The 25,347-nt window shown below is 38.7% G+C and carries 27 protein-coding genes and 1 other RNA gene; 27 read left to right on the top strand and 1 reads right to left on the bottom strand.

What is annotated here, in order from left to right; all coding sequences use genetic code 11:
• Positions 1-13: 13 nt before the first annotated feature.
• The 10 genes from opp3b (at position 14) to EF384_RS00760 (ending at position 11,320) form a co-directional block, all read left to right on the top strand.
• On the top strand, positions 14-958 hold the full coding sequence (gene opp3b, locus EF384_RS00805) for an oligopeptide ABC transporter permease (protein WP_123779092.1): 945 nt from the start codon (positions 14-16) through the stop codon (positions 956-958).
• Between the two features lies 1 nt (position 959).
• The gene (gene opp3C, locus EF384_RS00800) at positions 960-2,000 is read left to right on the top strand and encodes an oligopeptide ABC transporter permease (RefSeq protein WP_123779091.1); all 1,041 of its coding nucleotides are present in this window, start codon (positions 960-962) and stop codon (positions 1,998-2,000) included.
• Positions 2,001-2,014: 14 nt separating this feature from the next.
• Positions 2,015-3,190, top strand: a complete 1,176-nt coding sequence (locus tag EF384_RS00795; protein WP_123779090.1) for an ABC transporter ATP-binding protein — start codon at positions 2,015-2,017, stop codon at positions 3,188-3,190.
• A complete protein-coding gene (locus EF384_RS00790) occupies positions 3,183-4,124 on the top strand; it encodes an ABC transporter ATP-binding protein (protein ID WP_233569991.1) in 942 nt (313 codons plus the stop codon). Before EF384_RS00795 ends, EF384_RS00790 begins: the two co-directional genes overlap by 8 nt.
• A gap of 131 nt (positions 4,125-4,255) precedes the next feature.
• Positions 4,256-4,489 (top strand): preprotein translocase subunit SecG, encoded by a 234-nt coding sequence (secG, locus tag EF384_RS00785; RefSeq protein ID WP_123779088.1) that lies wholly within the window; start codon positions 4,256-4,258, stop codon positions 4,487-4,489.
• Between the two features lie 161 nt (positions 4,490-4,650).
• Positions 4,651-5,409: an alpha/beta hydrolase gene (locus tag EF384_RS00780; RefSeq protein WP_123779087.1), complete on the top strand. Its 759-nt coding sequence runs from the start codon at positions 4,651-4,653 to the stop codon at positions 5,407-5,409.
• A 4-nt stretch (positions 5,410-5,413) separates the two neighbouring features.
• The gene (rnr, locus tag EF384_RS00775) at positions 5,414-7,876 is read left to right on the top strand and encodes a ribonuclease R (protein ID WP_123779086.1); all 2,463 of its coding nucleotides are present in this window, start codon (positions 5,414-5,416) and stop codon (positions 7,874-7,876) included.
• 30 nt (positions 7,877-7,906) lie between these two features.
• Entirely contained in the window at positions 7,907-8,377 is a 471-nt protein-coding gene (gene smpB, locus EF384_RS00770; RefSeq protein ID WP_123779085.1) for an SsrA-binding protein SmpB, read from the top strand.
• A 226-nt stretch (positions 8,378-8,603) separates the two neighbouring features.
• On the top strand, positions 8,604-10,574 hold the full coding sequence (locus EF384_RS00765; protein WP_123779084.1) for a fructose-1,6-bisphosphatase: 1,971 nt from the start codon (positions 8,604-8,606) through the stop codon (positions 10,572-10,574).
• 17 nt (positions 10,575-10,591) lie between these two features.
• A complete protein-coding gene (locus EF384_RS00760; protein ID WP_123779083.1) occupies positions 10,592-11,320 on the top strand; it encodes a histidine phosphatase family protein in 729 nt (242 codons plus the stop codon).
• Between the two features lie 70 nt (positions 11,321-11,390).
• Here the strand turns inward: EF384_RS00760 and ssrA are convergent.
• Positions 11,391-11,755: a transfer-messenger RNA gene (gene ssrA / locus EF384_RS00755) on the bottom strand.
• A gap of 156 nt (positions 11,756-11,911) precedes the next feature.
• Here ssrA and EF384_RS00750 point away from each other — a divergent pair.
• The 17 genes from EF384_RS00750 (at position 11,912) to EF384_RS00670 (ending at position 25,297) form a co-directional block, all read left to right on the top strand.
• A complete protein-coding gene (locus EF384_RS00750) occupies positions 11,912-12,136 on the top strand; it encodes a CsbD family protein (RefSeq protein ID WP_123779082.1) in 225 nt (74 codons plus the stop codon).
• A 118-nt stretch (positions 12,137-12,254) separates the two neighbouring features.
• Entirely contained in the window at positions 12,255-13,202 is a 948-nt protein-coding gene (locus tag EF384_RS00745) for a nucleoside hydrolase (RefSeq protein WP_123779081.1), read from the top strand.
• Between the two features lie 12 nt (positions 13,203-13,214).
• Positions 13,215-13,922: a DNA alkylation repair protein gene (locus EF384_RS00740; protein WP_123779080.1), complete on the top strand. Its 708-nt coding sequence runs from the start codon at positions 13,215-13,217 to the stop codon at positions 13,920-13,922.
• 100 nt (positions 13,923-14,022) lie between these two features.
• Positions 14,023-14,364 carry a DUF2187 domain-containing protein gene (locus tag EF384_RS00735; RefSeq protein ID WP_123779079.1) on the top strand — a complete coding sequence of 114 codons (342 nt, stop codon included), beginning with the start codon at positions 14,023-14,025 and terminating at the stop codon, positions 14,362-14,364.
• Between the two features lie 449 nt (positions 14,365-14,813).
• Positions 14,814-15,041 (top strand): acyl carrier protein, encoded by a 228-nt coding sequence (locus EF384_RS00730; protein ID WP_123779078.1) that lies wholly within the window; start codon positions 14,814-14,816, stop codon positions 15,039-15,041.
• A gap of 47 nt (positions 15,042-15,088) precedes the next feature.
• Positions 15,089-16,045, top strand: coding sequence for an enoyl-[acyl-carrier-protein] reductase FabK (gene fabK, locus EF384_RS00725; protein ID WP_123779077.1), 957 nt, complete (start codon positions 15,089-15,091; stop codon positions 16,043-16,045).
• A 79-nt stretch (positions 16,046-16,124) separates the two neighbouring features.
• Positions 16,125-17,057 (top strand): ACP S-malonyltransferase, encoded by a 933-nt coding sequence (gene fabD / locus EF384_RS00720; RefSeq protein ID WP_123779076.1) that lies wholly within the window; start codon positions 16,125-16,127, stop codon positions 17,055-17,057.
• A 3-nt stretch (positions 17,058-17,060) separates the two neighbouring features.
• Complete coding sequence (fabG, locus tag EF384_RS00715; RefSeq protein WP_123779075.1) at positions 17,061-17,807, top strand: 3-oxoacyl-[acyl-carrier-protein] reductase; 747 nt, start codon at positions 17,061-17,063, stop codon at positions 17,805-17,807.
• Between the two features lie 11 nt (positions 17,808-17,818).
• The gene (gene fabF, locus EF384_RS00710; RefSeq protein WP_123779074.1) at positions 17,819-19,060 is read left to right on the top strand and encodes a beta-ketoacyl-ACP synthase II; all 1,242 of its coding nucleotides are present in this window, start codon (positions 17,819-17,821) and stop codon (positions 19,058-19,060) included.
• A gap of 3 nt (positions 19,061-19,063) precedes the next feature.
• Complete coding sequence (gene accB, locus EF384_RS00705; protein WP_123779073.1) at positions 19,064-19,561, top strand: acetyl-CoA carboxylase biotin carboxyl carrier protein; 498 nt, start codon at positions 19,064-19,066, stop codon at positions 19,559-19,561.
• Positions 19,562-19,578: 17 nt separating this feature from the next.
• Entirely contained in the window at positions 19,579-20,052 is a 474-nt protein-coding gene (gene fabZ / locus EF384_RS00700; RefSeq protein ID WP_123779072.1) for a 3-hydroxyacyl-ACP dehydratase FabZ, read from the top strand.
• Between the two features lie 53 nt (positions 20,053-20,105).
• The gene (gene accC / locus EF384_RS00695; protein ID WP_123779071.1) at positions 20,106-21,485 is read left to right on the top strand and encodes an acetyl-CoA carboxylase biotin carboxylase subunit; all 1,380 of its coding nucleotides are present in this window, start codon (positions 20,106-20,108) and stop codon (positions 21,483-21,485) included.
• A 19-nt stretch (positions 21,486-21,504) separates the two neighbouring features.
• On the top strand, positions 21,505-22,407 hold the full coding sequence (accD, locus tag EF384_RS00690; protein WP_123779199.1) for an acetyl-CoA carboxylase, carboxyltransferase subunit beta: 903 nt from the start codon (positions 21,505-21,507) through the stop codon (positions 22,405-22,407).
• A 10-nt stretch (positions 22,408-22,417) separates the two neighbouring features.
• Entirely contained in the window at positions 22,418-23,239 is an 822-nt protein-coding gene (accA, locus tag EF384_RS00685; protein ID WP_439647002.1) for a carboxyltransferase subunit alpha, read from the top strand.
• A 159-nt stretch (positions 23,240-23,398) separates the two neighbouring features.
• The gene (locus EF384_RS00680; RefSeq protein WP_123779069.1) at positions 23,399-24,409 is read left to right on the top strand and encodes a hypothetical protein; all 1,011 of its coding nucleotides are present in this window, start codon (positions 23,399-23,401) and stop codon (positions 24,407-24,409) included.
• Between the two features lie 21 nt (positions 24,410-24,430).
• Complete coding sequence (locus EF384_RS00675) at positions 24,431-24,838, top strand: ribonuclease HI family protein (RefSeq protein ID WP_123779068.1); 408 nt, start codon at positions 24,431-24,433, stop codon at positions 24,836-24,838.
• Positions 24,839-24,961: 123 nt separating this feature from the next.
• Entirely contained in the window at positions 24,962-25,297 is a 336-nt protein-coding gene (locus EF384_RS00670) for a hypothetical protein (RefSeq protein ID WP_123779067.1), read from the top strand.
• Positions 25,298-25,347 lie beyond the last annotated feature (50 nt).

Genomic DNA, 25,347 nt, shown 5'->3' with positions numbered 1-25,347 from the left:
GAGGTGAAGCAATTTGAAATCGTATTACAAATATTTACTTCGTAGAGTATTTTATATGTTCTTAACAATATTTCTAATTGCAACAATTACATTTTTCTTAATGAAGCTTCTTCCTGGTACACCGTTCCAAAATGAGGACCGGTTATCGGCAGAACAAATCATCATCATGAATGAACGTTATGGATTAAATGATCCAGTCATTGTTCAATATGCTCGTTATATGATGGGTATATTCTCAGGTGACTTAGGTGTATCTTTCCAATTCTCAAATACACCAGTAACAGAATTATTAGGTAGTCGTATCGGCCCATCATTACAATTGGGTGCACAAGCGATTATCCTTGGTACTTCATTAGGTATCATTCTTGGGGTTATCTCAGCAATGTATAAAAACACTTGGATTGACTCAACTGCCACATTTGTAGCTATCCTTGGTCGTTCTATCCCTAACTTCGTATTCGCGGTATTACTACAATTAGTATTCGCTGTACAATTAGGTTGGTTCCCAATCGCTTTATGGGATGGTTCTTTTGCCGCAACAGTTTTACCAACAATTGCCTTAGCTATTTCACCATTAGCTGACTCTAGTCGATTCATTCGTACTGAAATGGTTGACGTATTGAACTCAGACTATATCGAATTAGCTCGTGCGAAAGGGTTAAGTAGAACTGCAGTAGCATTTAAACATGGGGTGCGTAATGCTTTAATTCCATTATTAACATTATTAGGTCCTTTAACAGTAGCCCTAATGACTGGTTCTATGGTTGTTGAAAATATCTACGCAATTCCTGGTATTGGTGAACAATTCGTTAAATCAATCCAAACAAATGACTACCCAACTATCATGGGTGTAACAATTCTTTATTCTGCAATGCTAGTAGCAATGCTATTATTAGTGGATATTTTATACGGTATTGTTGATCCACGTATTCGAGTAAGTAACGAAGGAGGCGAATAATATGGCTGAAAATAATCAATCATATACATCTATTCCAGCTGATAAATTCCGCCCAGCTACACAACATGATCATATCGCTGAACGTGAACAAATTGCAGGTGAGTCATTAAACTTCCTACAAGATTCATGGCGTCGATTAAAGAAAAATAAAATCGCTATTTTATCATTAATCGTTTTAATTATTGTCGTTATCTTAGCTGTTTTAGCACCAGTAATCGCACCAGCTGATCCTAATGTACAAAATGTTCAATTTGCCAATATTCCACCGAAGATTCCTGGATTGGAAAACTTTGCATGGTTTGATGGTAAATCTTCAGTAGCAGGTACTGAAATTGACCAATATGCAGCAAATAACGTACCAGAAGGCGTTTACTACTATTTAGGTACTGATGCTTTAGGTCGTGACCTATTGTCTCGTATTCTTTATGGTACACGTGTATCATTATTCATCGGTTTAATGGCAGCTTTATTCAACTTATTAATTGGTGTACCTTATGGTATCATCGCTGGTTGGAACGGTGGCCGTATCGATAACATCATGATGCGTTTCTTGGAAATCTTATCTGGTGTGCCAAACTTAGTAATCGTAATCTTGATGTTATTGGTATTAGAACCAGGTATCATGTCTATTATTATTGCCTTGGCAATCACTGAATGGATCTCTATGGCTCGTGTAGTTCGTGCCCAAACAATGAAAATTAAAAACCAAGAATATATCTTGGCAGCACGTTCATTAGGTGAGGCAGCATGGAAAATTGCTTTCCGTCATATCTTACCGAACTTGTCAGGTATCATTATTATCCAAACAGTATTCTCAATTCCGTCCGCAATCTTCTTCGAGGCGTTCTTGAGTTTCATTGGTTTAGGTATTCCGGCACCAAATGCTTCATTAGGTACATTGATCAATGATGGTTACAAGACATTCCGCTTCTTGCCTCATTTAATGTGGTACCCAGCAGGTGTAATCTGTATCGTCATGATTGCATTTAACATGTTAGCAAATGGTTTACGTGATGCTCTAGATCCAAAAACGAATGATTAAGGAGTTGAGCAGAATTGAGTAGCAAAACAGAAAATATTTTAGAAGTAAAAGATCTAGAAATTAATTTCAAAACGTATTCTGGTGATGTTCAAGCCATTCGTAAAGTGAATTTTGACTTGAAACAAGGGGAAACGTTAGCCATCGTAGGTGAGTCTGGTTCAGGTAAATCTGTAACTGTACGTACAATCATGCGATTATTAGCAAACAATGCTGATGTTAAAGGTGGAGAAATCCTTTTTAACGGCGAAGACTTATTAAAGAAAACTGAAAAAGAAATGCAAGGTATCCGTGGAAAAGACATCGCGATGATTTTCCAAGATCCTATGACTTCTTTAAACCCTGTTATGAAAATTGGTAAACAAATTGCTGAACCAATTATCATTCACCAAAACAAATCTAAAAAAGAAGCATATGAGCGTGCTGAAGAATTACTTACTTTAGTAGGTATTCCAAATGCATCTGAACGTATGAATCAATACCCACATCAATTTTCAGGTGGACAACGTCAACGTATCGTTATCGCGATTGCTTTGGCATGTAACCCTCGTATCTTGATTGCCGATGAACCAACAACAGCGCTTGACGTTACAATTCAAGCACAAATTCTTGAATTGATGAAAGAATTACAAGAAAAAATTGATACTTCAATCATCTTCATTACCCATGACTTGGGTGTTGTTGCGAACGTTGCTGACCGTGTTGCAGTTATGTATGCTGGTAAAATTGTTGAGTATGGTGATGTAGATGAAATCTTCTTCAATCCACAACATCCATATACATGGGGCTTAATCGGTTCAATGCCTACATTAGATACAAAAGGTAAATTGGTTTCAATTCCTGGTACACCACCAGACTTGTTAGACCCACCAAAAGGGGACGCCTTTGCCTTACGTTCTGATTACGCAATGGAAATTGATTACGAAGCAGAACCACCAATGTTTAAAGTTTCTGATACACATTCAGCAGCAACTTGGTTATTACATCCAGACGCGCCTAAGGTTGAAGCTCCGGCTGAAATCCAACGCCGTTACAAAATCTATGATAGCTTAAAAGCTGGCATCATCCCTGAAGGATACAATGCTGGTGCACCTAAGGTTTCATTAGATGAAAATACTGAAGTCGTTACAGCTCAAGATACTGAAGGTGTAATCGCGACAGATAATATGGAAGGAGATGACTCAATTGGCTAATGAACAAGAACCCTTATTAAAGGTAAGAAATTTAAAACAATATTTTAGTGCCGGCTCTAAAGGTGAAGTAAAGGCCATTGATGATATCTCATTTGATATCTTTAAAGGTGAAACTTTCGGTTTAGTTGGGGAATCAGGTTCTGGTAAAACAACTACTGGTCGTGCAGTAATGCGCCTTTATCAACCAACTTCTGGAGAAATCATCTTCGAAGGTAAAGATATTGCCAAACTAAAAAACCGTCATGAAATGTTAGATTTCCGTAAAGATATCCAAATGATCTTCCAAGATCCATATGCGTCATTAAACCCGCGTATGAAAGTTGAAGATATTATTGCTGAAGGTCTAGAAATTCATGGCCTAGTGAAAACTAAAGCTGAGCGTAAAGCTCGAGTTGCAGAATTACTAGAACAAGTAGGTTTAAACCCACAACATGCGACTCGTTACCCACATGAATTCTCAGGTGGACAACGTCAACGTATTGGTATCGCACGTGCTCTTGCAGTGGCGCCAAAAATGATTGTAGCCGATGAACCTATTTCAGCACTTGATGTGTCAATTCAAGCCCAAGTTGTTAACTTGCTTGAAGAACTTCAAGAAGAATTTGGTTTAACATTCTTATTCATCGCCCATGACTTGTCAATGGTGAAATACATTTCAGACCGTATCGCGGTTATGTATATGGGTAAAATTGTTGAACTAGCTGACGCTGATGAATTGTACTACCACGGATTACATCCATATACAAAGAGTCTGTTATCTGCAATTCCATTGCCAGACCCAATTTATGAACGTAGCCGTCAACGTATTACATACAACCATGCACCATTAAACGGTGATGAATCAATGGTTGAAATTTCACCAAACCATTTTGTATACTGCTCTCCTAACGAAGTTGAGAAATACAAAAAAATGCGCGCAGCACAAGGTAAATAATATAATTGAACGAGGTTGGGATGAAAATCCTAACCTCGTTTTCTTTATGTGGATACAGCCATAATCATTAAATTGTAAGTGACCTATACTTATGTTAAAATAGGTATGTAGAACAAAACGGAGGGGTACTTTTGTATAATATATTATTGACAGTCTTGATTATTATCGCTTTCTTACTAATTCTAGTGGTTGTTGCACAACCATCAAAAGGAAATAGTGCAAGCAACTTAACAGGTGGTGGTGATGCCATGTCTGGTAAGAAAAGAAAAGCACGTGGTTTTGAAGCTGTATTGAATCGTTTTACAGTCATCCTAGGCCTAGCCTTTATGGTGATTGCATTACTACTCGCAAACTTATCTGCATAAAATTTGAGGCGGTTCTATGCATAGGACCGCTATTTTTTTGCTTACAGGCCAGAACTATCGGGGTAAATAATTGATTTAAGTAGCATTAAAACATACAATGAAGTAACAAATCATTTATTTAGAGAAAATAAACGAAGACAATAAAGTAGGGTGAATATTACATGCAAACAAAATTACCAGAGCCATTTTTCTTTGAAGGCAACGAAAAGGCAATCATCCTTTTCCATGCTTTTACAGGGACTTCTAATGATGTGCGGATGTTGGGTCGTAGACTCAATCGTGAGGGGTATACTGTGTATGCGCCGCAATTAACGGGGCATGCAACAGAAGATGTATTCAACCTCGTGGCACCAGGTAACCCACAAACGTGGTTAACAGATGGTCAAAAAGCTTATGATGAATTAAAAAAACGTGGCTATCAAAAAATTGCTGCCTTTGGTTTATCACTAGGTGGTACCATCGCAACAAGTGTATTGCTGAATAACGATGTCATTGGCGGTGGCGTATTCAATACCCCAATCGTGACCAACCAACCAATCACTGAAAGTAATGTACCTGGATCATTTATGCTTTTTGCAGATCAAATGTTAAAAAGAAATGGCCTCAACGATAATGAAATCCAAGCACAGAAGCCGCAATTGCAAACACAATTAACCGACACCCTACAAGGCATTGCTGCCATAAATGCAAGCTTACGAAACCGGATAAACGAAATCCAAGTACCATTTTATATCGCTGCATCAGGTCAAGATGAGTTGGTTGATCCAACTGCTGGTGAGCAATTTGCAGACGCTATTACAACTGCACCCGTGGACTTGAACGTATTTCCATCTGCAACACACGTCATTACAGTAGGCAAGTACCATCATGAATTTGAAACGACTGTCATTGACTATTTAACAACATTAAACTGGGAGTGAAAAAGTGAGTAAAAATTTAAACGAAATAAAAACAGAGGTATTGGCCTTTTTAGCTGATACAAATAAGAAATATACAGCCCAGTCTTTAAGTCAAGCAATGGGCTATGACAAGGCGGAAGATTTTACAGTTGTGGTAAAAGCAATTGCAAAATTAGAACAAGAAAGCACAATTCAAATTACGAAAGACGGTTCTTTACGTATGAATCAAGCAAAACCTTCATACACAGGTAGCTTTACGCAAAATGCCCGTGGTTTTGGTTTTGTTAAAACGGAAGAACTTGAAAAAGATATCTTCATTGGTAAAGGGAAAACAAATGGTGCCCTTCAAAATGATATCGTCCGTGTGGAAATCACACGTGATGAACAACCGCTACAGGACAAATCCGCTGAAGGTGTTATTGTGGAAGTCATTGAGCGCCACACAGCACGCTTAACAGGTGAATTCACACCTTTTAATACTAAAGACCAAGAAGAAACTGGGTTTATTGGTAGCGTGAAACCACAAAATCACGGTTTCGATAATTTAACAGCCTTGATTAAGGCTGACGGTTTACACCCAGTAGAGGGTGAAATTGTGGTTGTTGAGGTAACAGATTATCCTGACAAACAACATCCTTTTGTGGTTGCAGGTAATGTTATCCAACAAATTGGACATAAAAACGAACCCGGGGTAGATATTCTAGCGATTTTAAACATGTTTGAAATTCCGCATGAATTCCCAGAAGAAGTGATGGAACATGCGAATGAAGTACCAGAAACGATTGCGCCTGACGATTTAAAAGGGCGTACAGACTATCGTGACGTGATGACCATTACCATTGATGGTGCTGATGCGAAAGACTTGGATGATGCAATCTCATTAAGTAAATTAGCAAATGGGAACTATCAACTTGGTGTTCATATTGCAGATGTGTCTTATTACGTGACTGAAAATTCACCAATGGACCGTGAAGCATATGAACGTGGGACATCAGTTTATTTAACTGACCGCGTGGTACCAATGTTACCGCAACGATTATCTAACGGTATCTGTTCATTGAACCCAGAAGTAGATCGTTTAACCATGACAGCTATGATGGAAATCGACCATAATGGGGGCATTGTTGATTACGACATCCACCCATCAGTAATCCACTCTAACTACCGTATGACTTATTCAGATGTAAATGAAATCATTACGAATAAAGATGAAGCCTTACGTGAAAAATACAGTGAAATTGTCGACATGTTAGAAAATATGGCACAATTGCATGATATTTTGTATACCAAACGTGTACGTCGTGGTGCCATCGATTTTGATTCACGAGAAGCTAAAATTATTGTAGATGCTGAAGGGCATCCACAAGATATTGTTGTGCGCGAACGTGGTGTTGGTGAACGTATGATTGAATCCTTCATGTTAAGCGCTAATGAAACGGTGGCTGGTCACTACACGAAAAAAGTGTTACCTTTTATTTACCGTGTCCATGAACAACCAGACGAAGACAGAATGCAACGCTTCCTTGAATTCGTAACAGCTTTTGGTATCGTGCCTCAGGGTACAAAATCGTCAATTCGTCCAAAAGATATTCAAAACATCATTAAAGAAGTACAGGGTGAAACTTATCAACCAGTAGTATCGATGATGTTATTACGTTCAATGAAACAAGCCCACTATGATGTAGAGCCAATTGGTCACTACGGATTAGCTGCTGAAGATTATACGCATTTTACATCACCAATCCGTCGTTACCCTGACTTGATTGTGCACCGTATGATTCATTACTACAATGACCACAAACGTCCAGATTCTGAACGCCAAGAAAAAATGAAGGCTAAGTTGTCTGATATCGCAGAACATTCTTCTAAGATGGAACGTCGTAGTGTTGATGCAGAACGCGAAACGGATAGCTTGAAGAAAACAGAATTCATGTTGGACAAAATTGGTATGGAATTCGAAGGAATCATTTCTTCAGTTACTGGTTTTGGATTATTCGTTGAATTGCCAAATACAGTTGAAGGACTTGTCCACATCTCAATGATGAAAGATGACTACTACAACTTTGTCGCAAACCATTTAATTATGGTTGGTGAACGTACGGGTAAGACTTACCACATCGGTGATAAAGTAACTGTTAAAGTGATGGATGTAAATACAGATACGCGTGACATCGATTTTGTCCTAGTGAAGGGCGAAAATGATAGCGAAACTGGTCTAACACATCAAGGCAAGAATAAAGAATTTAACCGTAACAAAGGCCGTAAAGGTAACAACCGTAGTCGCCGTCGTAACAACAAGGGAGATGGCAAAGATAAGCAAGCTCGTCCAGAAACAGCTAGCAAATCTACAGGCTACAAAGGAAAAGCGAATCCTAATCCAAATAACAAACGCACAAACAACAACAAAAACAATCCAGTAAATGCGAAAAAGAAACCTGCAGCTAAAAGTAATCGAAACTTCGTGATTCGTAAAAGCAAAGGGAAGTAATTTTTCCATTTCTAAGTAGGTGAATGAAGAATGGCAAAAAAACCAAAGCAAAAAAATGACGACAATGTCTTAGCAAGTAACCGTAAAGCCAGTCATGACTTTACGATACTAGACACCATTGAGTGTGGTGTCGTGTTGACAGGGACAGAAATTAAATCTGTTCGTCAGTCAAAAATTAATTTAAAGGATGGCTTTGCCCGTGTTGAACGAGGTGAGGTGTGGATGTACAATGTACATATTTCTGAATTTTCTCAAGGAAATATTTTCAACCATGATCCTTTACGTCCGCGAAAACTCTTATTGAAAAAATCTCAAATTTTGAAATTAGAGAAGGATATTCAACGCGAAGGTCAAACCTTAGTACCTTTGAAAGTCTATTTAAAACATGGCTATGCCAAAGTTTTATTAGGTATTGCAGAAGGTAAGAAAAAATACGACAAACGTCGTGCTTTAAAAGAAAAAGACATGAAGCGAGAAGCGCAACGTGCTTTAAAAAATTAACAGTGTAACATGCCCGGTGAATGATTTGTTGACCGGGCATGTTTTTTTATACTAGGGAATCGGTTTTCTTAAAAAAAGAAAGACAAAGATTTGAAAAATGAAGGCACTTTCATGGTAGAATACAAGTAATCTGTTATCACGTCATGTGCACCTAAGTGCAAGTATCTCAGCGTGCTTAGGGTGATGGGTATGATAAGATGATGAAAAGAAAGCGAGTGACTAATTGATGAATTATAATGATCGATACTTACTATTATTATCTGAACAATTTCCGGATATAGCTTCAGTAACAACTGAAATCATCAACCTAGAAGCAATTATGGAGTTACCAAAAGCAACCGAACATTTCATTAGTGATTTACATGGTGAATATGATTCAGTGTCTCATGTAATTCGTAATGGCTCTGGTAATATCAAAGAAAAAATTAGAGAAGTTTTTCAAAATCGCTTATCAACTAGCGAAATGAATCAATTAGCAACCATCGTCTACTATCCTGAAGAAAAGTTAGCGAGCATTTTAAAAGATGTTCATGATGAAGCAGCACGTAATGAATTTTACACGCTTACGATTTCACGCATGATAGAATTGGCGCAATTCGTAGTGTCAAAATATACACGTTCTAAAGTTCGTAAAGCGATGCCTGCTGATATGTCGTATATTTTGGACGAATTGATTTTCAAGGATTCAGTTCTGACCAATAAAGGGTCTTACTATTGGAATATTATCCAAAATGTGATTGAATTAGGTGCAGCAAATCGCTTGATTTCAGCTTTATCTGAATTAATGCGTGAGTTAGTGGTGGATCATTTGCATGTGTTAGGTGATATCTATGACCGTGGTCCATCTCCGGATAAAATTATCGACTTATTGGCCCAACAAAAATCAATCGACATCCAATGGGGCAACCATGATGCCATTTGGATGGGTGCTGCCTCAGGTTCGCGCGTTTTAATTGCCAATGTATTACGTATTTGTGCGCGTTACGATAACCTAGAAATCATTGAAGATGGCTATGGTATTTCTTTGCGTCCATTAGTAGCCTTTGCTGAAACAACTTATCCTGATGAGGGGATTAATGAATTTTTACCGAAAATCGACGAATCAGTAGATCATTTCCCTGAAGAAATTAAGCAAATTGCTAAAATGCAACAAGCAATCACCATCATTCAATTCAAATTAGAAGCGCAAGTAATCCAACGTCATCCTGAATTTCACACGGATAACCGTCTGTTTTTGGATAAAATAGATTATGAAAAGGGTACAGTCGTAGTCGATGGCAAAACATATCCATTGAAGAATACTGTTTTTCCAACAATTGACCCTAATGATCCGTTCAAATTAACTGAAGATGAAGAGTACGTGATGGCGAAATTACAAGCTGGATTCTTAAATTCGGAACGTCTGCAAAAGCATATTGCCTACCTATATAGCAAGGGTTCATTATATAAAGTGTATAATGATAACTTGTTGTACCATGGTTGTATCCCGATGAATGAGGATAAGTCCTTTAAGCTAGTTGTCATCCATGGTCGTGCGTATGCCGGTAGAGCCTTACTGGATCAATTTGAGAAGGCTATGCGTCAAGCATATGCGTCTAAGGGACCGGATGAGGATGCCAACCCTGATTTGGATTATATGTGGTATATATGGCAAGGTGAAGGTTCGTCTCTTTTTGGAAAAACAAAAATGACGACTTTTGAGCGTTATTATATTGAAGATGCGGAAACACATGAAGAACCGAAAAATATTTACTACCAATTGCGTAATGATAAAGCTTGTGCCGAAAGTATTTTGGAGGAGTTTGGGGTACCAGCCGACAAGGGGCATATTGTGAATGGCCATACGCCGGTTAAGGAACGTAAGGGTGAAGATCCAATCAAAGCTGAAGGGAAATTATTGGTCATTGATGGGGGATTCTCAAAAGCGTATCAACCAACAACTGGACTTGCAGGCTACACGCTACTATACAATTCATTTGGGATGTTATTAGTTAGCCACCAACCGTTCTCTAGTATTGAAGATGCCGTTGAAAATGAAACGGATATTGTGTCAACAAGACGGATCGTTGATAAAGAACTAGATCGCTTAAAAGTACGCCAAACAGATGTAGGGGTTAAATTAAAAGACCAAGTAATTCAGTTGAAAAAATTACTACAAGCCTACAGAAATGGTACAATAAGACCTAGAGTAGTATAACCAAGGAGGAATTATTAATGTCAAAAGGTGTGACGATTTACTTCATGCGCCATGGAGAAACGTATTTAAATTATTACGGACGCATGCAAGGATGGGCAGATGCGCCATTAACGCCACGCGGTGAAGCAGACGTACGTCGAAGTGGTCGCGGGTTAGCTGATGTTGAATTTTCAGCTGTATATACCAGTGATTTACAACGTACGGTGAAAACAGCAGAACTGATTTTAGATGAAAATCACGCAACTGCCAAAGATATACAAATTGAAAAACGTCCAGAATTTAGAGAAGTCTTTTTCGGTTCTTTTGAAGGGTTAGAAGCAAAAGACCTTTGGGACAAAGTAACAGCTGTTGCTACCGAAAAAGCAGGTGAGTACACTGGTTTTACCACTGATGAAAGTGTGCGTTTAGAATTAGATACTTTCAAGGAAATGGACCCTTATCATGACGCTGAAAACTTTATGGAGTTTTGGATGCGTGTTGAATTAGGCTTAATAGATGTGATTACGAAACATCGCGAGACAGATAAGAAAATCTTGATCGTGAGTCATGGTATGACCATTCGTAATATGATTCATGAATTAATTCCACAATTTGAAATTGATGCAATGTTGGATAATGCAAGTGTATCTATCGTAAGATACCAAGATGGCCAATACCATTTAGAAGCATTCAACCAAACAGATCACTTTGCAGTGGAAGAAATTAATGAAGAAGAAACAGATTTAGATCATTCAGATATGTCTTAAACGACAAAAAAACTTGGCTGAGAAAAATCTCAGCCAAGTTTTTTAATGTGTACTTATATAACTTATAAGTGAATGGAGGTGAGGGGATTTGAACCCCTGTCCAAACACTCCGATTGCACAACGTTTACCACTATAGTTGATTCTTAATTTTGCGCACTAGGGGTGAATCTACAAACCACTTAGATTGCTAGTCTGATTAATCTCTTTTCCTTACTCCAGACGGAAGCTTAGAACGTAACCTACTATAATAGGACTCGGAACCAGCGCATAGGTGACGCCGGGCGAATCTTAGCTAGCTGTTATTAGGCAGCGAAAGCTAAAGTGTTTGTTGTTTGTTTGTCAGTTATATTTAAACTGTGAACGTTGATACGAAGACGTAACCTCCGAGCAGTAGTCATACACCGGGCTATGCCTGTCGAATCCAATAACACCCCCGTGAATGTACCCATTATTATAACATATTTTTTCAATAGGGGTCAAATAAAGGTTTTCCCTGCATAAGAAGTTACAAATGCAAGGGCTATCATTAGGACTCATTTAAATATATGGTATACTATATATACACTATAAATTAAAAAAGAGGTTGATATTATGTCAAACGAAAATAACGGTACTTTTGATAAAATCAAAGGTTCAATCAACGAAACAGTTGGTAAAATTACTGGAGACAAAGAATTAGAAGGCAAAGGTAAGGGCCAACAAGCTCGTGGCGAAGTTGAAGAAAAAGTCAACCAAGCTAAGGATGCATTTAACGATGCGAAAGCTGATGCACAAGGTCGTTTAGATGGTTTTACCAATAAAGACGACGAAAAATAATTCCAATCACATCAAAATAAAAGTGGTGGTCATACATGTTATGGCCACCTTTTTTCTGTATTTTGGCTGACATAGTTCCTAGGGTATAATAAAGAAAACAACTATTGGAGGAATTTCTGTGAGAAGAGTAATTATTGATTCAGATACAGCAGGAGACGACACTACAGCCATCTTGATGGCCCTAAAACATTTTAAAGTAGAAGGGATTACTATCGTCGCTGGGAACGTAGCGTTTGATCAAGAGGTAGACAATGCCTTAACAACAATCGAAACGTTCAATCCTGACTATAAGGTACCTGTGTATAAAGGTTACCAAAGTCCCATGATTGCCCTGCCGAATGAAGTGCACGATACTGTAGAAGAAATTCAGGGTGGTAATGGCATGGGGGATGCGGTTTTCCCAAAACCACAACAAAAACCTGAAGATCAACACGCCATTGATTTTATTATTGATACCGTCAAAGCAAATCCAGGAGAAATCGAATTAATTGCCTTAGCACCCCTAACAAACATTGCCATGGCCATCAAAAAAGCGCCGGAAATCGCTCAAGATATTAAACATATTTGGATCATGGGCGGGGTTAACAACCGTCTTGGTAACATGAATGTATCGGCCGAATACAACTTCTACGTCGATCCAGAAGCAGCCCGTATCGTATTGAACGCATCTACAGCGAAAACTATGGTCACTTGGGATGCCAGCCTAGACTTCGGTGTCATTTACGAAGAAGATATTGAGGAAATCGAGGCCATTCAAACAAAAGGGTCTAAATTTTTCTTGGACATCAACATGTTTGTCCGCGCTTTTGAATTGGCGAAAAGGGGTATCGATGGGATAACCTGTACAGACTCATTGCTGACGGCTGTTGCTGCCTTACCAGAATTAACCCTTCAGTCCACCGACTACTATGTCGATGTTGAAACACAAGGGCAATTTGCGCGTGGTTACAATATTGTCGACTGGGAAGAAGAATTCAAACGCACGCCTAATTGTCGTGTCATCGAACGTATCGATAGCCAAGCATTCAAAAACGCACTCAAAGATTTACTAGCAGGCATTCAGTAAGGAGTGGCTAGGGTGAAAAATGCAGACATGCTAATCCAAGAAATGTACGCCAATGCAACACCGGATGCAGCGGCAATGGCTAAGTATCAACGTAATAAATTTCCCTTTTTAGGTATTCGTAGTCAAACTAGACGTGATATTTTAAAACCTTATTTGAAGGCAGCAAAAGCAGAAGCCAAGGCCCAAAATACGATAGCCCCCAATGAACCAGTTATTGACTGGGATTTTGTGGCCGACACGTGGCAATTAGCAGAACGTGAGTTTCAATATATCGTTTGTGATTATTTAGCTGAAATGAAAATATATTTATTACCAACAGATTTACCTAAGCTGAAACAACTCATTACTAGTAAATCGTGGTGGGATTCAGTGGATTCTTTGGTAAAAACAATTGGCCATATGGTTCATAAGTATCCTGACCTAAAAGATGACATGATTTCATTGAGCAAATCTGACAATATTTGGTTAAAACGTACGTCCATGATTCATCAACTGGGTATGAAGGATAAGACGGATACAGCACTTTTAGCGATTACCTGTGAAAATTGCTTGGGAACCAATGAATTTTTTGTGGATAAAGGTATGGGTTGGATTTTGCGCGATTATGCCAAAACCAACCAAGACTGGGTTGTCCGTTTCTTAAAAAATCATGAAACAGATTTGTCTAATTTAACTTGGCGTGAAGCCAGCAAGCATTTTGATATTGAAAAAGCGGGATAGTTTCTCCATATATAGGGGTCCAAGGCATTAAATTTTAATTAACATACAAAATATGGTATAATAATAAATAGAAGGCGCATGGATAACTAGGAGGCTATATATGAGTATTAAAGTCACAGATGAAATGCAAGTACTTGTCGGAACTGAATTACGTCGTGGTACGAGTAAATCGCGAATTGCATCGCTATTAGATCTACCGTATGACGAAGCAGTTGAAGTTATTAATGTTGTGAAAGATTCCGTACGACCAGATATCGGAGATGAAATTCGTTTCACTTTCCGTGAACGTAAAATGGTCGGACAGATAGAAAAATTATTAACAAACTCAGCAGTTGTTAAAATTTATTGGGAATATTCTGATGAAGAGATGCGCGAAATTTGCGAGTCTAAGACAATTGTCAACTTTAAGGATATTGATGAGTATGTTAAGGTGCCTTCTTAATAGATTCGCTATCAAGCAATATTCATTTTTCATTCAGTCAGGTAAGTAGGCACATTATGCCAATATTGCTTATCTGATGCACAAACATTTAATCAAACAAAATTTCAGGGAGCTTGGAAATATATTTTCCAGGCTCTTTTTTCTTGTGTCTAGAAAAAGAAATCCTTATTCAGTGGTTTGTACAATATTTGTATTTTTAAAAAATGCCCATTTAAAATGTTTATATGCTATTTTTACTAGTCTACAAGCCCTTTTCGAGGGCTTGCTTATTATTTTTCAGTAATCTAGTTTTAATAACTAGTTGACAAAGTTACTTATATAATTTAATATCTCGTTATTGACTACAAAAGATGTCAATTAAAACAAAGTTAAATCATTGTAAAGATAACAAGGGCTTTCTTAAGGAAACGCCATTACATGATTTAGCTAAAATATGGAGGAAAATATTAATGACTACTTTAGAAAAAATCCAAGAATTAATCACTGAACAATTAGATTTAGAAGCTGGTGAAGTGAAAGCTACTACCAACATTCGTGAAGATATCGATGCAGATTCTTTAGACTTATTCCAAATCATCAACGATATTGAAGATGAATTTGATATTGAAATCGAAGACGAAGACAAAATCAATACTGTTCAAGATTTAGTTGACTACGTAGAAGCAAACAAAGACTAATTCTAGTCCGATACTACTGGTCGATTAAGAGAGGAAGTAATCCTTAAGTGAAAACTGATTTTTGGGAACGAATAGGCGTTACCTATCCAATCATTCAAGGTGCTATGGCATGGGTTGCGGATGCAGATTTAGCATCAGCAGTTTCCAATGCTGGCGGTCTTGGTGTTATTGGTACCGGACATGATCCGGTTGATGTGGTACGCGCTAAAGTTGAAAGAATGCAAGAATTGACAGATAAGCCGTTTGCCGTCAACGTGATGTTGTTAAATGAACATGTCGAAGAGGTTGTTGCTTATATTTGTCAATCTGGTGTGAAAATCATCACAACAGGTGCTGGTTCGCCAGGTAAATACATGGATCAATTTAATGCGGCTGGTATTTCAGTCATTCCCGTGGTTGCATCCGTTGGTTTAGCCAAACGTATGGAACGTGAAGGTGTGCATGCAGTAATTGTTGAAGGTATGGAATCTGGTGGTCATGTTGGAAAACAAACCACAATGGCATTGGTACCACAAGTAACGAAGGAATTAAATATTCCGGTAATTGCAGCGGGTGGTATTGGTGATGGTCGTGGTATGGCCGCGGCATTCATGCTTGGTGCAATTGGTATTCAAGTAGGGACACGCTTTGTTGTCGCTCACGAATCAAATGCCCATGACAACTTTAAAGACCGTATTTTAAAAGCCAAAGACATTGATACAGTTCTAACAGGAGAAACAACTGGTCATCCAGTACGTGTATTACGTAACAAATTGACCAAAGAATACTTACGTGTGGAAAAAGAAGAAGCTAGTAAGGAAAATCCTGATTGGAATCGTTTAGAAGCAATTGGTACGGGGGCGTTACGTCGTGCTGTAGTTGAAGGTAATCTTGATACGGGTTCGTTTATGGCTGGCCAAATTGCTGGTTTAGTAGATAAACGCGAATCAGTATCAGAAATTATTGAATCATATATGACAGTATGTAAGGAAACGATTGCTGCTCAAGCAAGTGAATGGCTATAAAGCTAAGAATTTAATGAACATAGTGGAGCAGTGAGATGGTGGATACCTTTCACTGCTTTTCTAATCTAAGGAGAACATTATGACGATTGCATTTTTATATGCTGGACAAGGTGCCCAATACACAGGCATGGGTCAAGATATACTCAATCACCATCCAGAACTAACTACTTACTTCGATCAAGCTTCAGAAATTTTAGGCTATGACATGAAGGCCTTATGTTTTGAAGACGAAGAAAAAATTAACCAAACTGAATATACCCAACCAGCAATTCTGACGGTTTCAACAGCTTTTAGTTCTTTATTGAAAGAAGCGGGTATTGAAGCGGATTATGTTGCGGGATTAAGTTTAGGTGAATATGCTGCCTTAGTTGAAAGTGGCGTGCTGTCATTTGAAGCGGCAATTGATGTTGTGAGTCATCGTGGCCGTTTCATGCAGGCAGCTGTACCAGCGGGTGTTGGTAAAATGGTAGCGGTCATGAAAATGGACCGCAAAGTCATTGAAGATATTTGCTTACAAGTGTCTTATGACATGGGTAAATATGTAGCACCTGCTAACTACAATACACCGAAACAAATTGTTATCGGAGGCTACGCTGACGCAGTAGATGAAGCGGTCAGTCGTTTAGCCGAGAATGGTGCGAAAAAAATGGTTGAGCTGAATGTGTCTGGACCTTTCCATACAGAATTACTCGCAGAGGCTTCTAAACAATTAGACAGCTATCTAGATTATGTGTTATTTAATGCGCAACAAATTCCTGTGATTTCCAACACGACGGCTTTACCACACGAAGATGGACATATTAAGGACATGTTAGTGGAACAAGTGATGCAACCTGTTAAATGGTCTGATTCGATTGAATATTTAATTGCGCAAGGTGTGGATACAGTAATCGAAATTGGTCCTGGTAAAACCTTGTCTTCATTTATGAAGCAAATCAATAAAGATATACGCGTTTTCCGTGTAGAGGACGAAGAAACACTACAAGCAACCATCGTTGGTTTGAAAGGATAAACAATGACTGAACAAACTGAAAATCAAACAAAAACAGTACTGATTACCGGTGGTAGCCGTGGTATTGGTGCAGCCATTGCCCATAAATTTGCGGCCAATGGTTATCACATTATTATCGTGTCTCGATCAGGTTCTACACCTGAACACGTTGATGCATTGACAGCGTATGGTGTTGAAGTTCGTGATTTCAAGGGTGATGTGACTGATTTTTCTTTTGCAAAAGAAATTATGGACACCGTGAAGGCTGATTTCAATACATTAGATGTATTGGTCAATAATGCAGGGATTACCCGTGATACCTTATTGATGCGTATGAAAGAAAGTGATTTTGACGCAGTAATCGACATCAACTTAAAGGGTACTTTTAACTTTATTCAAGCAGCTTCTAAGTTGATGATGAAACAAAGAGCTGGTGCCATTATCAATATTGCATCAGTAGTTGGTGAAATGGGTAATGTTGGTCAAGCAAATTATGCTGCTTCAAAAGCCGGTATGCTTGGGTTAACTAAGTCGGCTGCACGCGAACTAGGTATGCGTGGTATTACTGTGAACGCAGTTGCACCGGGTTATATCGAAACAGATATGACTGACGAAATGCCTGAAAAGGCAAAAGCAGCAATGCTTGAAAATATTCCATTAAGTAAATTAGGGCAACCATCTGACATTGCAGAGGCCGTGTACTTTTTAGCAACACAAAGCTATATCACGGGTACAACGCTTGATGTTAATGGTGGCTTATACATGAATTAGGAGGCAATACAATGACAAGACGCGTAGTCGTAACAGGTATGGGTGCTATTACACCTATCGGAAATGATGTCAAAACATTCTGGGAAAATTTAAAAGCTGGTGTCCACGGTATTGGCCCAATTACAAAATTTGATGCAAGTGAATTAAATACAAATTTAGCGGCTGAAGTGAAAGATTTTAATGCTAAAGATTATATGGACCGTAAAGAAGCAAAACGTATGGATCCATATAGCCAATATGCAGTCGCTGCGGCTGGTGAAGCTGTTGCGGATGCTGGTTTAGATTTATGCCAAGCTGATGTAGACCGTATTGGTGTGTATCTAGGAACAGGTATTGGTGGTATTCAAGAAATTCAAACAGGTGTTGAGAAAATGATCGACAAAGGTATTAAACGTGTGAATCCTTTATTCGTACCTGTATCTATTTCAAACATGGGTGCAGCAAATATCTCAATGCACTTTGGGCTAAAAGGACCAGCTTTGACGATGGTTACAGCTTGTGCTTCTGCAAATAATGCCATTGGTGAAGCATTCCGTTACATTAAACACGGTTATGCAGATATCATGTTAGCAGGTGGTGCTGAAGGTGCCATTAATGAAATTGGTTTAGGTGGTTTTGATAACTTAACTGCAACTAGTGAAGCAACTGACCCCGACCGTGCATCTATTCCTTTTGACAAAGACCGTAATGGATTTGTGATGGGTGAAGGTGCTGGGATTCTTGTCTTAGAATCACTTGAAGGTGCCTTAGCGCGTGGCGCGAAAATTTATGCAGAAATCGTTGGTTATGGTGCAACTTCTGATGCTTACCATTTAACACAACCATCTGCTGATGGATCAGGTGCTGCTAAAGCGATGTTACTTGCGCTTGAAGAAGGTGGCATTGCGAAAGAAGAAGTATCTTATATCAATGCACACGGTACAGGTACGCCAGCCAATGACTCTTCAGAAACAGTTGCGATTAAACGTGCTTTTGGTGAAGACCTAGCGTATAAAATCCCTGTTTCTTCAACAAAATCTGCTGTTGGTCACTTGTTAGGTGCTGCAGGTGCAGTTGAAGCCGTAGCAAGTATTTTAGCGATTCATGATTCATTTATTCCAGCAACATTAGGTTTCCAAAATGCTGATCCAGCATGTGATTTGGACATCGTACCAAATGTTGGTCGTCAACAAGAAGTAAATGTAGCCATTTCAAATACCTTAGGTTTTGGTGGACACAATACGGTCATTGCCTTTAAAAAGGTTGGTGAATAAGCTTTGAAACATGAAGAAATACAAGCTTTAATTGATAAAATCGATCAATCATCGATTCAAGAATTTTCAATTAAAACACAAAACGAAGATTTATATATTTCAAAAATCAAGGATCACAAACAAGATGCACCTGCTTATGTCGCAAACCAAGACGTTGCGCCTAAACCAGTTGCACCGGTTGAACCAGTGCCTGCAGTAGCAGCGACACCAGTAGCAGAAGCCAAGGAATCTGAAGTAGAGACTAAGGAAGCTGATGCGAATGTTCTAACCATTAACAGTCCTTTAGTAGGTGTTGTCTATTTAGCCAAAGACCCTGAACAACCTGCATTTAAGTCAGTTGGGGACCGTGTAGAAGCGGGCGAAACTGTATGTATCGTTGAAGCGATGAAAGTGATGAATGAAATCCCAGCAACATCTGCTGGGGTAATTTCTAAAATCTTGGTAAGTGATGGCCAAGTTGTAGAGTTTGACCAACCATTATTTGAATTGACAGAAAGTTAAATTGAAGGAGTATATCAATGACAAATTATGCTGAGAAAAAAGAACCTGTTTTAACAGCAATGCAAGTGCAAGAAATTATCCCGAACCGTTTCCCAATTTCATTTGTTGACCGTGTTGACGAGATCATTCCGGGCGAAAAAGTTGTTGCTCGTAAAAATGTAACGATCAATGAAGAATACTTTGTCGGTCATTTTCCCGGTAACCCAGTTATGCCTGGTGTCTTGCAAGTGGAAACAATGGCACAAGTAGGCTCAATTCCATTATTATCACAACCAGATTTTAAAAATAAAATTGCTTATTTAGCTGGTTTGGATGATGTGAAATTCCGTAAAAATATTGTGCCTGGTGATGTATTAGAGGTCACAGTTGAGATTGTGAAATTGAAAAAACGTATGGGTATCGGTAAAGGTACGATTCGTAATGAATATGGGGAAGTTTGTTCTGAAGCCTTAATGACTTTCATCATTTCAGAAGTAGATAAAATCGACTAAGTCAAGACGAGGTGACCAAGTTTGGTCATGACCTATAGAATAAGAGGTATTTGATGATTAAGAAAGTATTAATAGCGAATCGTGGAGAAATTGCTGTTCGCATTATTCGTACATGTATTGAGCTAGGAATCGAAACGGTAGCTGTTTATTCGGCTGCTGATAAGGATGCCTTACATGTGAAACTAGCTGATGAAGCAGTATGTATTGGTGGCCCAAAATCAGCTGATTCTTATCTAAATATGCAGTCTATTCTATCAGCTGCAGTGGTGACGAATGTACAAGCCATCCATCCAGGTTTTGGATTTTTGGCTGAAAATAGTAAGTTCGCCCGCCTATGTAAAGAAATGAATATTGAATTTATTGGACCTAGTCCTGAAGTCATTGATTTGATGGGGGACAAACAAAATGCTAGAGATACCATGAAGAAAGCACATGTGCAAACAGTGCCTGGTTCTGATGGTATTTTGGAAAGTCCTGAATCTGGCATTGCCCAAGCCAAAAAAGTTGGCTACCCAGTTTTATTGAAAGCAACAGCTGGTGGTGGTGGGAAAGGTATGCGGATGGTCTATGAGGAAGATCAATTCATAGACGCTTACTATGAGGCTTCTCGTGAAGCTCAGAATGCCTTTGGTGATAACCGCCTATATATGGAGAAGGTTATCCATCCAGCCCATCATATTGAAGTGCAAGTATTGGGTGATAAATTTGGTCATGTGATTCATTTAGGGGAACGTGAATGTTCAATGCAACGGAATCATCAAAAAGTCATTGAAGAAACGCCAAGTCCTTTTATTTCTGAGGCAACGCGTATGAAAGTGACACAAGCGGCGGTTCGTGCAGCAGAACAATTGCAATATGAATCAGCAGGGACAATCGAATTCCTTGTAGATAATGATCAAAATTATTATTTCATGGAAATGAATACACGTATTCAAGTAGAACATCCAATTACGGAAATGGTTACAGGTGTGGATATTGTGGCAGAACAATTGCGTGTGGCATCGGGTTTACCATTGTCATATGAACAAGCAGATATTCAATTCTCTGGTCATGCATTAGAGTGCCGTATTAACGCTGAGATGCCTGAAAAGAATTTCATGCCAGCATCTGGTTCCTTTGAAACCGCACATTTTCCTGCTGGTGGCTTAGGTATTCGTGTTGATTCAGCTATTTACGCTGGCTACAAGTTACCACCGTATTATGATTCAATGGTTGCTAAATTGATTACCCATGGTGACAATCGTGCGCAAGCCATTAACCGGATGCTACGTGCGGTTTCAGAAATGACCATTACAGGTATTGCGACCAATCAACAATTCCAATATGACTTGTTGTTTGATGAAGCATTTTTAAAAGGAAATTACACAAACGATTATCTGGAAACGAATTTCTTACCAAATTGGTTACAGGATCATCAAACAGTTACGAAGTAAGAAAGAAAGTAGATGAATGATGGGATTAAAACGCAGAAAAGCATATATTCCTATGCAAGAGGACGATCAAAGCAATAAAAAATTGCCAAAGGATCCAAATAATCAGGCATTTGTACCGGATGGCATGTGGCAAAAATGCCCGCAATGTCATCAAACAATCTTGACGGATGACTTAGGTGCGGAAAAAATTTGCCCACATTGTCAATATCATTTCCGTATCTCATCAAGCGAACGTTTAGCCAATATCATTGATAAAGGCACTTTCGTTGAAATGTTTCAATTAAAAGAAGCAGATATGGATACAGACCCATTAAATTTTCCAAGCTATGCTGAGAAAAAGGCTAAGGCTAGAAAAAACACGGGGCTTGATGAAGCTGTAGTGACTGGTGTCGGTGAAATTTTTGGTTACCGTACAGCGATAGGTGTCATGGATTCCTTCTTTATGATGGGGTCTATGGGGACTGGTCTTGGAAAAAAAGTGGCAGCACTTTTTACATATGCTACGGAACATAGACTACCAGTCGTTATTTTCACGGCATCTGGTGGTGCGCGAATGCAAGAAGGTACTTTGTCATTAATGCAAATGGCCAAGGTATCGATTGCTGTTCAAAAACATAGTCAAGCTGGTTTACTATATATTCCAGTATTGACAGACCCAACTACGGGTGGTGTTACGGCTTCATTTGCAATGGAAGGGGACATTACTATTGCAGAGCCGGGTGCCTTAATCGGTTTTGCTGGTAAACGTGTCATTGAACAGACTATTCGCCAACAATTGCCTGAAGGTTTCCAAACGGCAGAACATCAACTACACCATGGCTTTATTGATATGATTGTGGAACGCTGGAAGCAAAAAGTAGTCATCGCTGAGTTATTACAAATGCATGGTGTTAGAAAAGGAGCGAGACATTTTGAAAATTAAAGCAGAAAAATTGTCGAAACTCGTTACGACACCAAGTGCAAATGTAAAAACAAAAGAGCCTGCTGATGTTGTCACAGCGTCCCGTGATATTCATCGTTTAACGACATCTGAATTGGCCAAACTTGTCTGTGATGTCTTCTATGAAATGCACGGTGATCGTCGTTATGGTGATGATGGGGCCATCATTGGTGGTGTTGGTATGATTAATGGCAAGGCTGTTACCATTGTTGGTACTGAAAAAGGACATACCGTTCAAGAAAATATCCAACGTAATTTTGGTTCGCCTCATGCCGAGGGTTATCGTAAAGCCATTCGTTTGTTCCAACAAGCGGAAAAATTCCGCCGTCCGGTGATTACCATTGTCAATACATCAGGTGCTTTCTGTGATGTAGAAGCAGAGGACCGGGGTATTGGTCAAGCAATTGCTGAATCAATGCAAACCATGGCAACTTTAACCGTACCGACGATCACCATCTTGATGGGTGAAGGTGGATCTGGTGGTGCCTTAGCCTTGGCAGTTGCGAACAAGGTATGGATGATGGAAAATGCCATGTATTCTGTTTTGTCACCGGAAGGTTTTGCCACAATTTTATGGAAAGACCCAAGCCGTGTTCCAGAAGCAGCAGAGTATATGAAATTTACAGCGCCAGACTTATTGGATTTTAAAGTGATCGATCAGATTATTCCAGAAAATTATAGCAACCGTGCCTTAAGTCATGATGAATTAGCCATTATGATTAAGGACATGTTGTTGACGGAAATCGAGACCCAAGAAGCAATGACGCCTGAAGACTTATTAGCGGCGAAAGAAGCTAGATTTCAACAATTCTAATAGAAAAGGCTGAAAGTGACTAAATTTTATGATTTGGTCACTTTTTTGCGTGGCTAAGAATTGAATCTTTTCTAAGATGTGATAGGATTAGCATATGTAAAAAGCACTAAGACGTTGTTTTAGTCACAAATTTATAAATGAAAAAATAAGAGGATTAGTATGATGAATCAAGATAATGATTTTGAAAGGTCATTTAAATTAGATGTAGAAGAAAGTATTCAATTAATGAAGCAAGGCAATATGACCGAATCCTTAAAAATGCTGTTAGTTGCGCGAAGAAAACGTAAAAGTGTTGTCGACTTCCGTAATTACACGATTGGCGTTTTGTATGAAGAAGAATTAGAAACGGATTTAGTGGATATTTTTGCTTTATTAATTGAAGTGTATGGAGAAAGAGTCATGGCTGACCCGGATATTATCGATGTAGAAGCTGAAGTGCCTTGGAAGGAATTTTACCAATTTATTCAAAAGGTGCTTCAAGGTCAGATTAAATTAAGCTTGCCACAACACGGTATTTTATCGCCGATTATGCAGGTGATTATCGTGCCTGAAATGATGTCAAAAATTGCAGCCATCGAGCTAGACCCTGATGATGAAAGATCAAATGTTGAGGCACTTCACGGCTTGCATACCTTATTTGATAAGTTGCTCTTAACCGAACGACCATTGACGATATTGGAAAAAGCGCAAATAAATCATTTACTAGAGTTAGAAGATGATGTACCAGCAGAAAAACTACTGTCATTTTTAAATCGTGACCGTGATTTTGTCTTCCAATCAGAAATTCTGCAATATATTCATGCCCATAAGCATGACGGTCGCAATATTACGTTGAAAGATATATATGATGATAGCCACGAGATTAGTTTGAATGACTTGTTTGAAATTGAAACCAATCAACGTTTCTTAGACTTGGTTTCTTATGTAGAAGAAGTATACGTTCACGAACCTTATCGTGTCGCCTATTTGATGGAAAATATTTATGATATCTATACCGTGATGTACCCATTCGTTGACGAATTAGGCGCAATTGACGCGGAAGATTTAATCGAGGGATTAACACAATTAATGGAAAGTGGTGACCCGCAACATATTGAAAATCAAGTGTTGAAAGACATTTATGATTACTGGTTCTATGAATATATGCAAAATTTTGCAAGTTTTGATTAACATTAACGAAAAGGTGAGTAGATGTTACGCATAGCGATAGATGGTTCCGTCGATGGGCAATTCGGCGCAGCCGGTGTAGGTATTGTTTTGGTGAAAAATGGACAACAAACCCAATTGAGACAGCCCTTAGTCGGACAAATGGATAACCATGAAGCCGAATTTCGGGCACTCTTACATCTGCTAACAGTTTTAGAGGACGACGACCTTCAAAATGAGATGATCATCTGTCAAACAGACTCCAAGATTGTTTATGATGCAGTGCATAAACGGCACCATAAACGAGAACCATATCAATCTTTATTGAAAGAAATACTGAAACATTTGGATCATTTTTCACTTTTTACACTGAATTGGGTTCCTGATCGAGAAAATAAAGGTGCAGATAATTTGGCACGTCAGGCCATGCATGAAGCAAAGGCTAAGATGTAAATAGACATGCAATAAAACACTAAATAAATGGTGTTTTGTCAATATTTCTACTGTATTCGCTTAAGATTACTGGTATAATTGGGGAAATTTAGTGGTAATTTGGGAGATATGGGGGAGATAATATTGAAGAAAAGCTTGTACGTGTTAACACCAATTATCTATTTAATCGTTGCGAATCTTTATTCAAAAGCTGCAGAGACATTTAATAGTATAGGAAATGTATATCTGGCATTGCTAGTCGTGTTATTGATTGGTATGTTCTATCTATCGGGGCACAACGACTTTAAATTAACCCTAGCTTTAACAATCATTTATGGTATTTTTATGCTGATTCAACCATTACCATTTGTTTTAATACCATTCTTTGACCGCATCACACCACTCAACATTGGCTTAGTATTCGCTTTCTACGCAGCCAACCTAATTCAAAATATATTCGAAAAAAATCAAAGCCGATAAAAAAGTGGCGGGGATAAAGGCACATTAAAAAAGGACGGGAACAACTCATT

The sequence above is a fragment of the Aerococcus agrisoli genome (assembly GCF_003797145.1).
Classification (GTDB): domain Bacteria; phylum Bacillota; class Bacilli; order Lactobacillales; family Aerococcaceae; genus Aerococcus; species Aerococcus agrisoli.
This window is presented reverse-complemented; position numbering and strand designations above follow the sequence as displayed.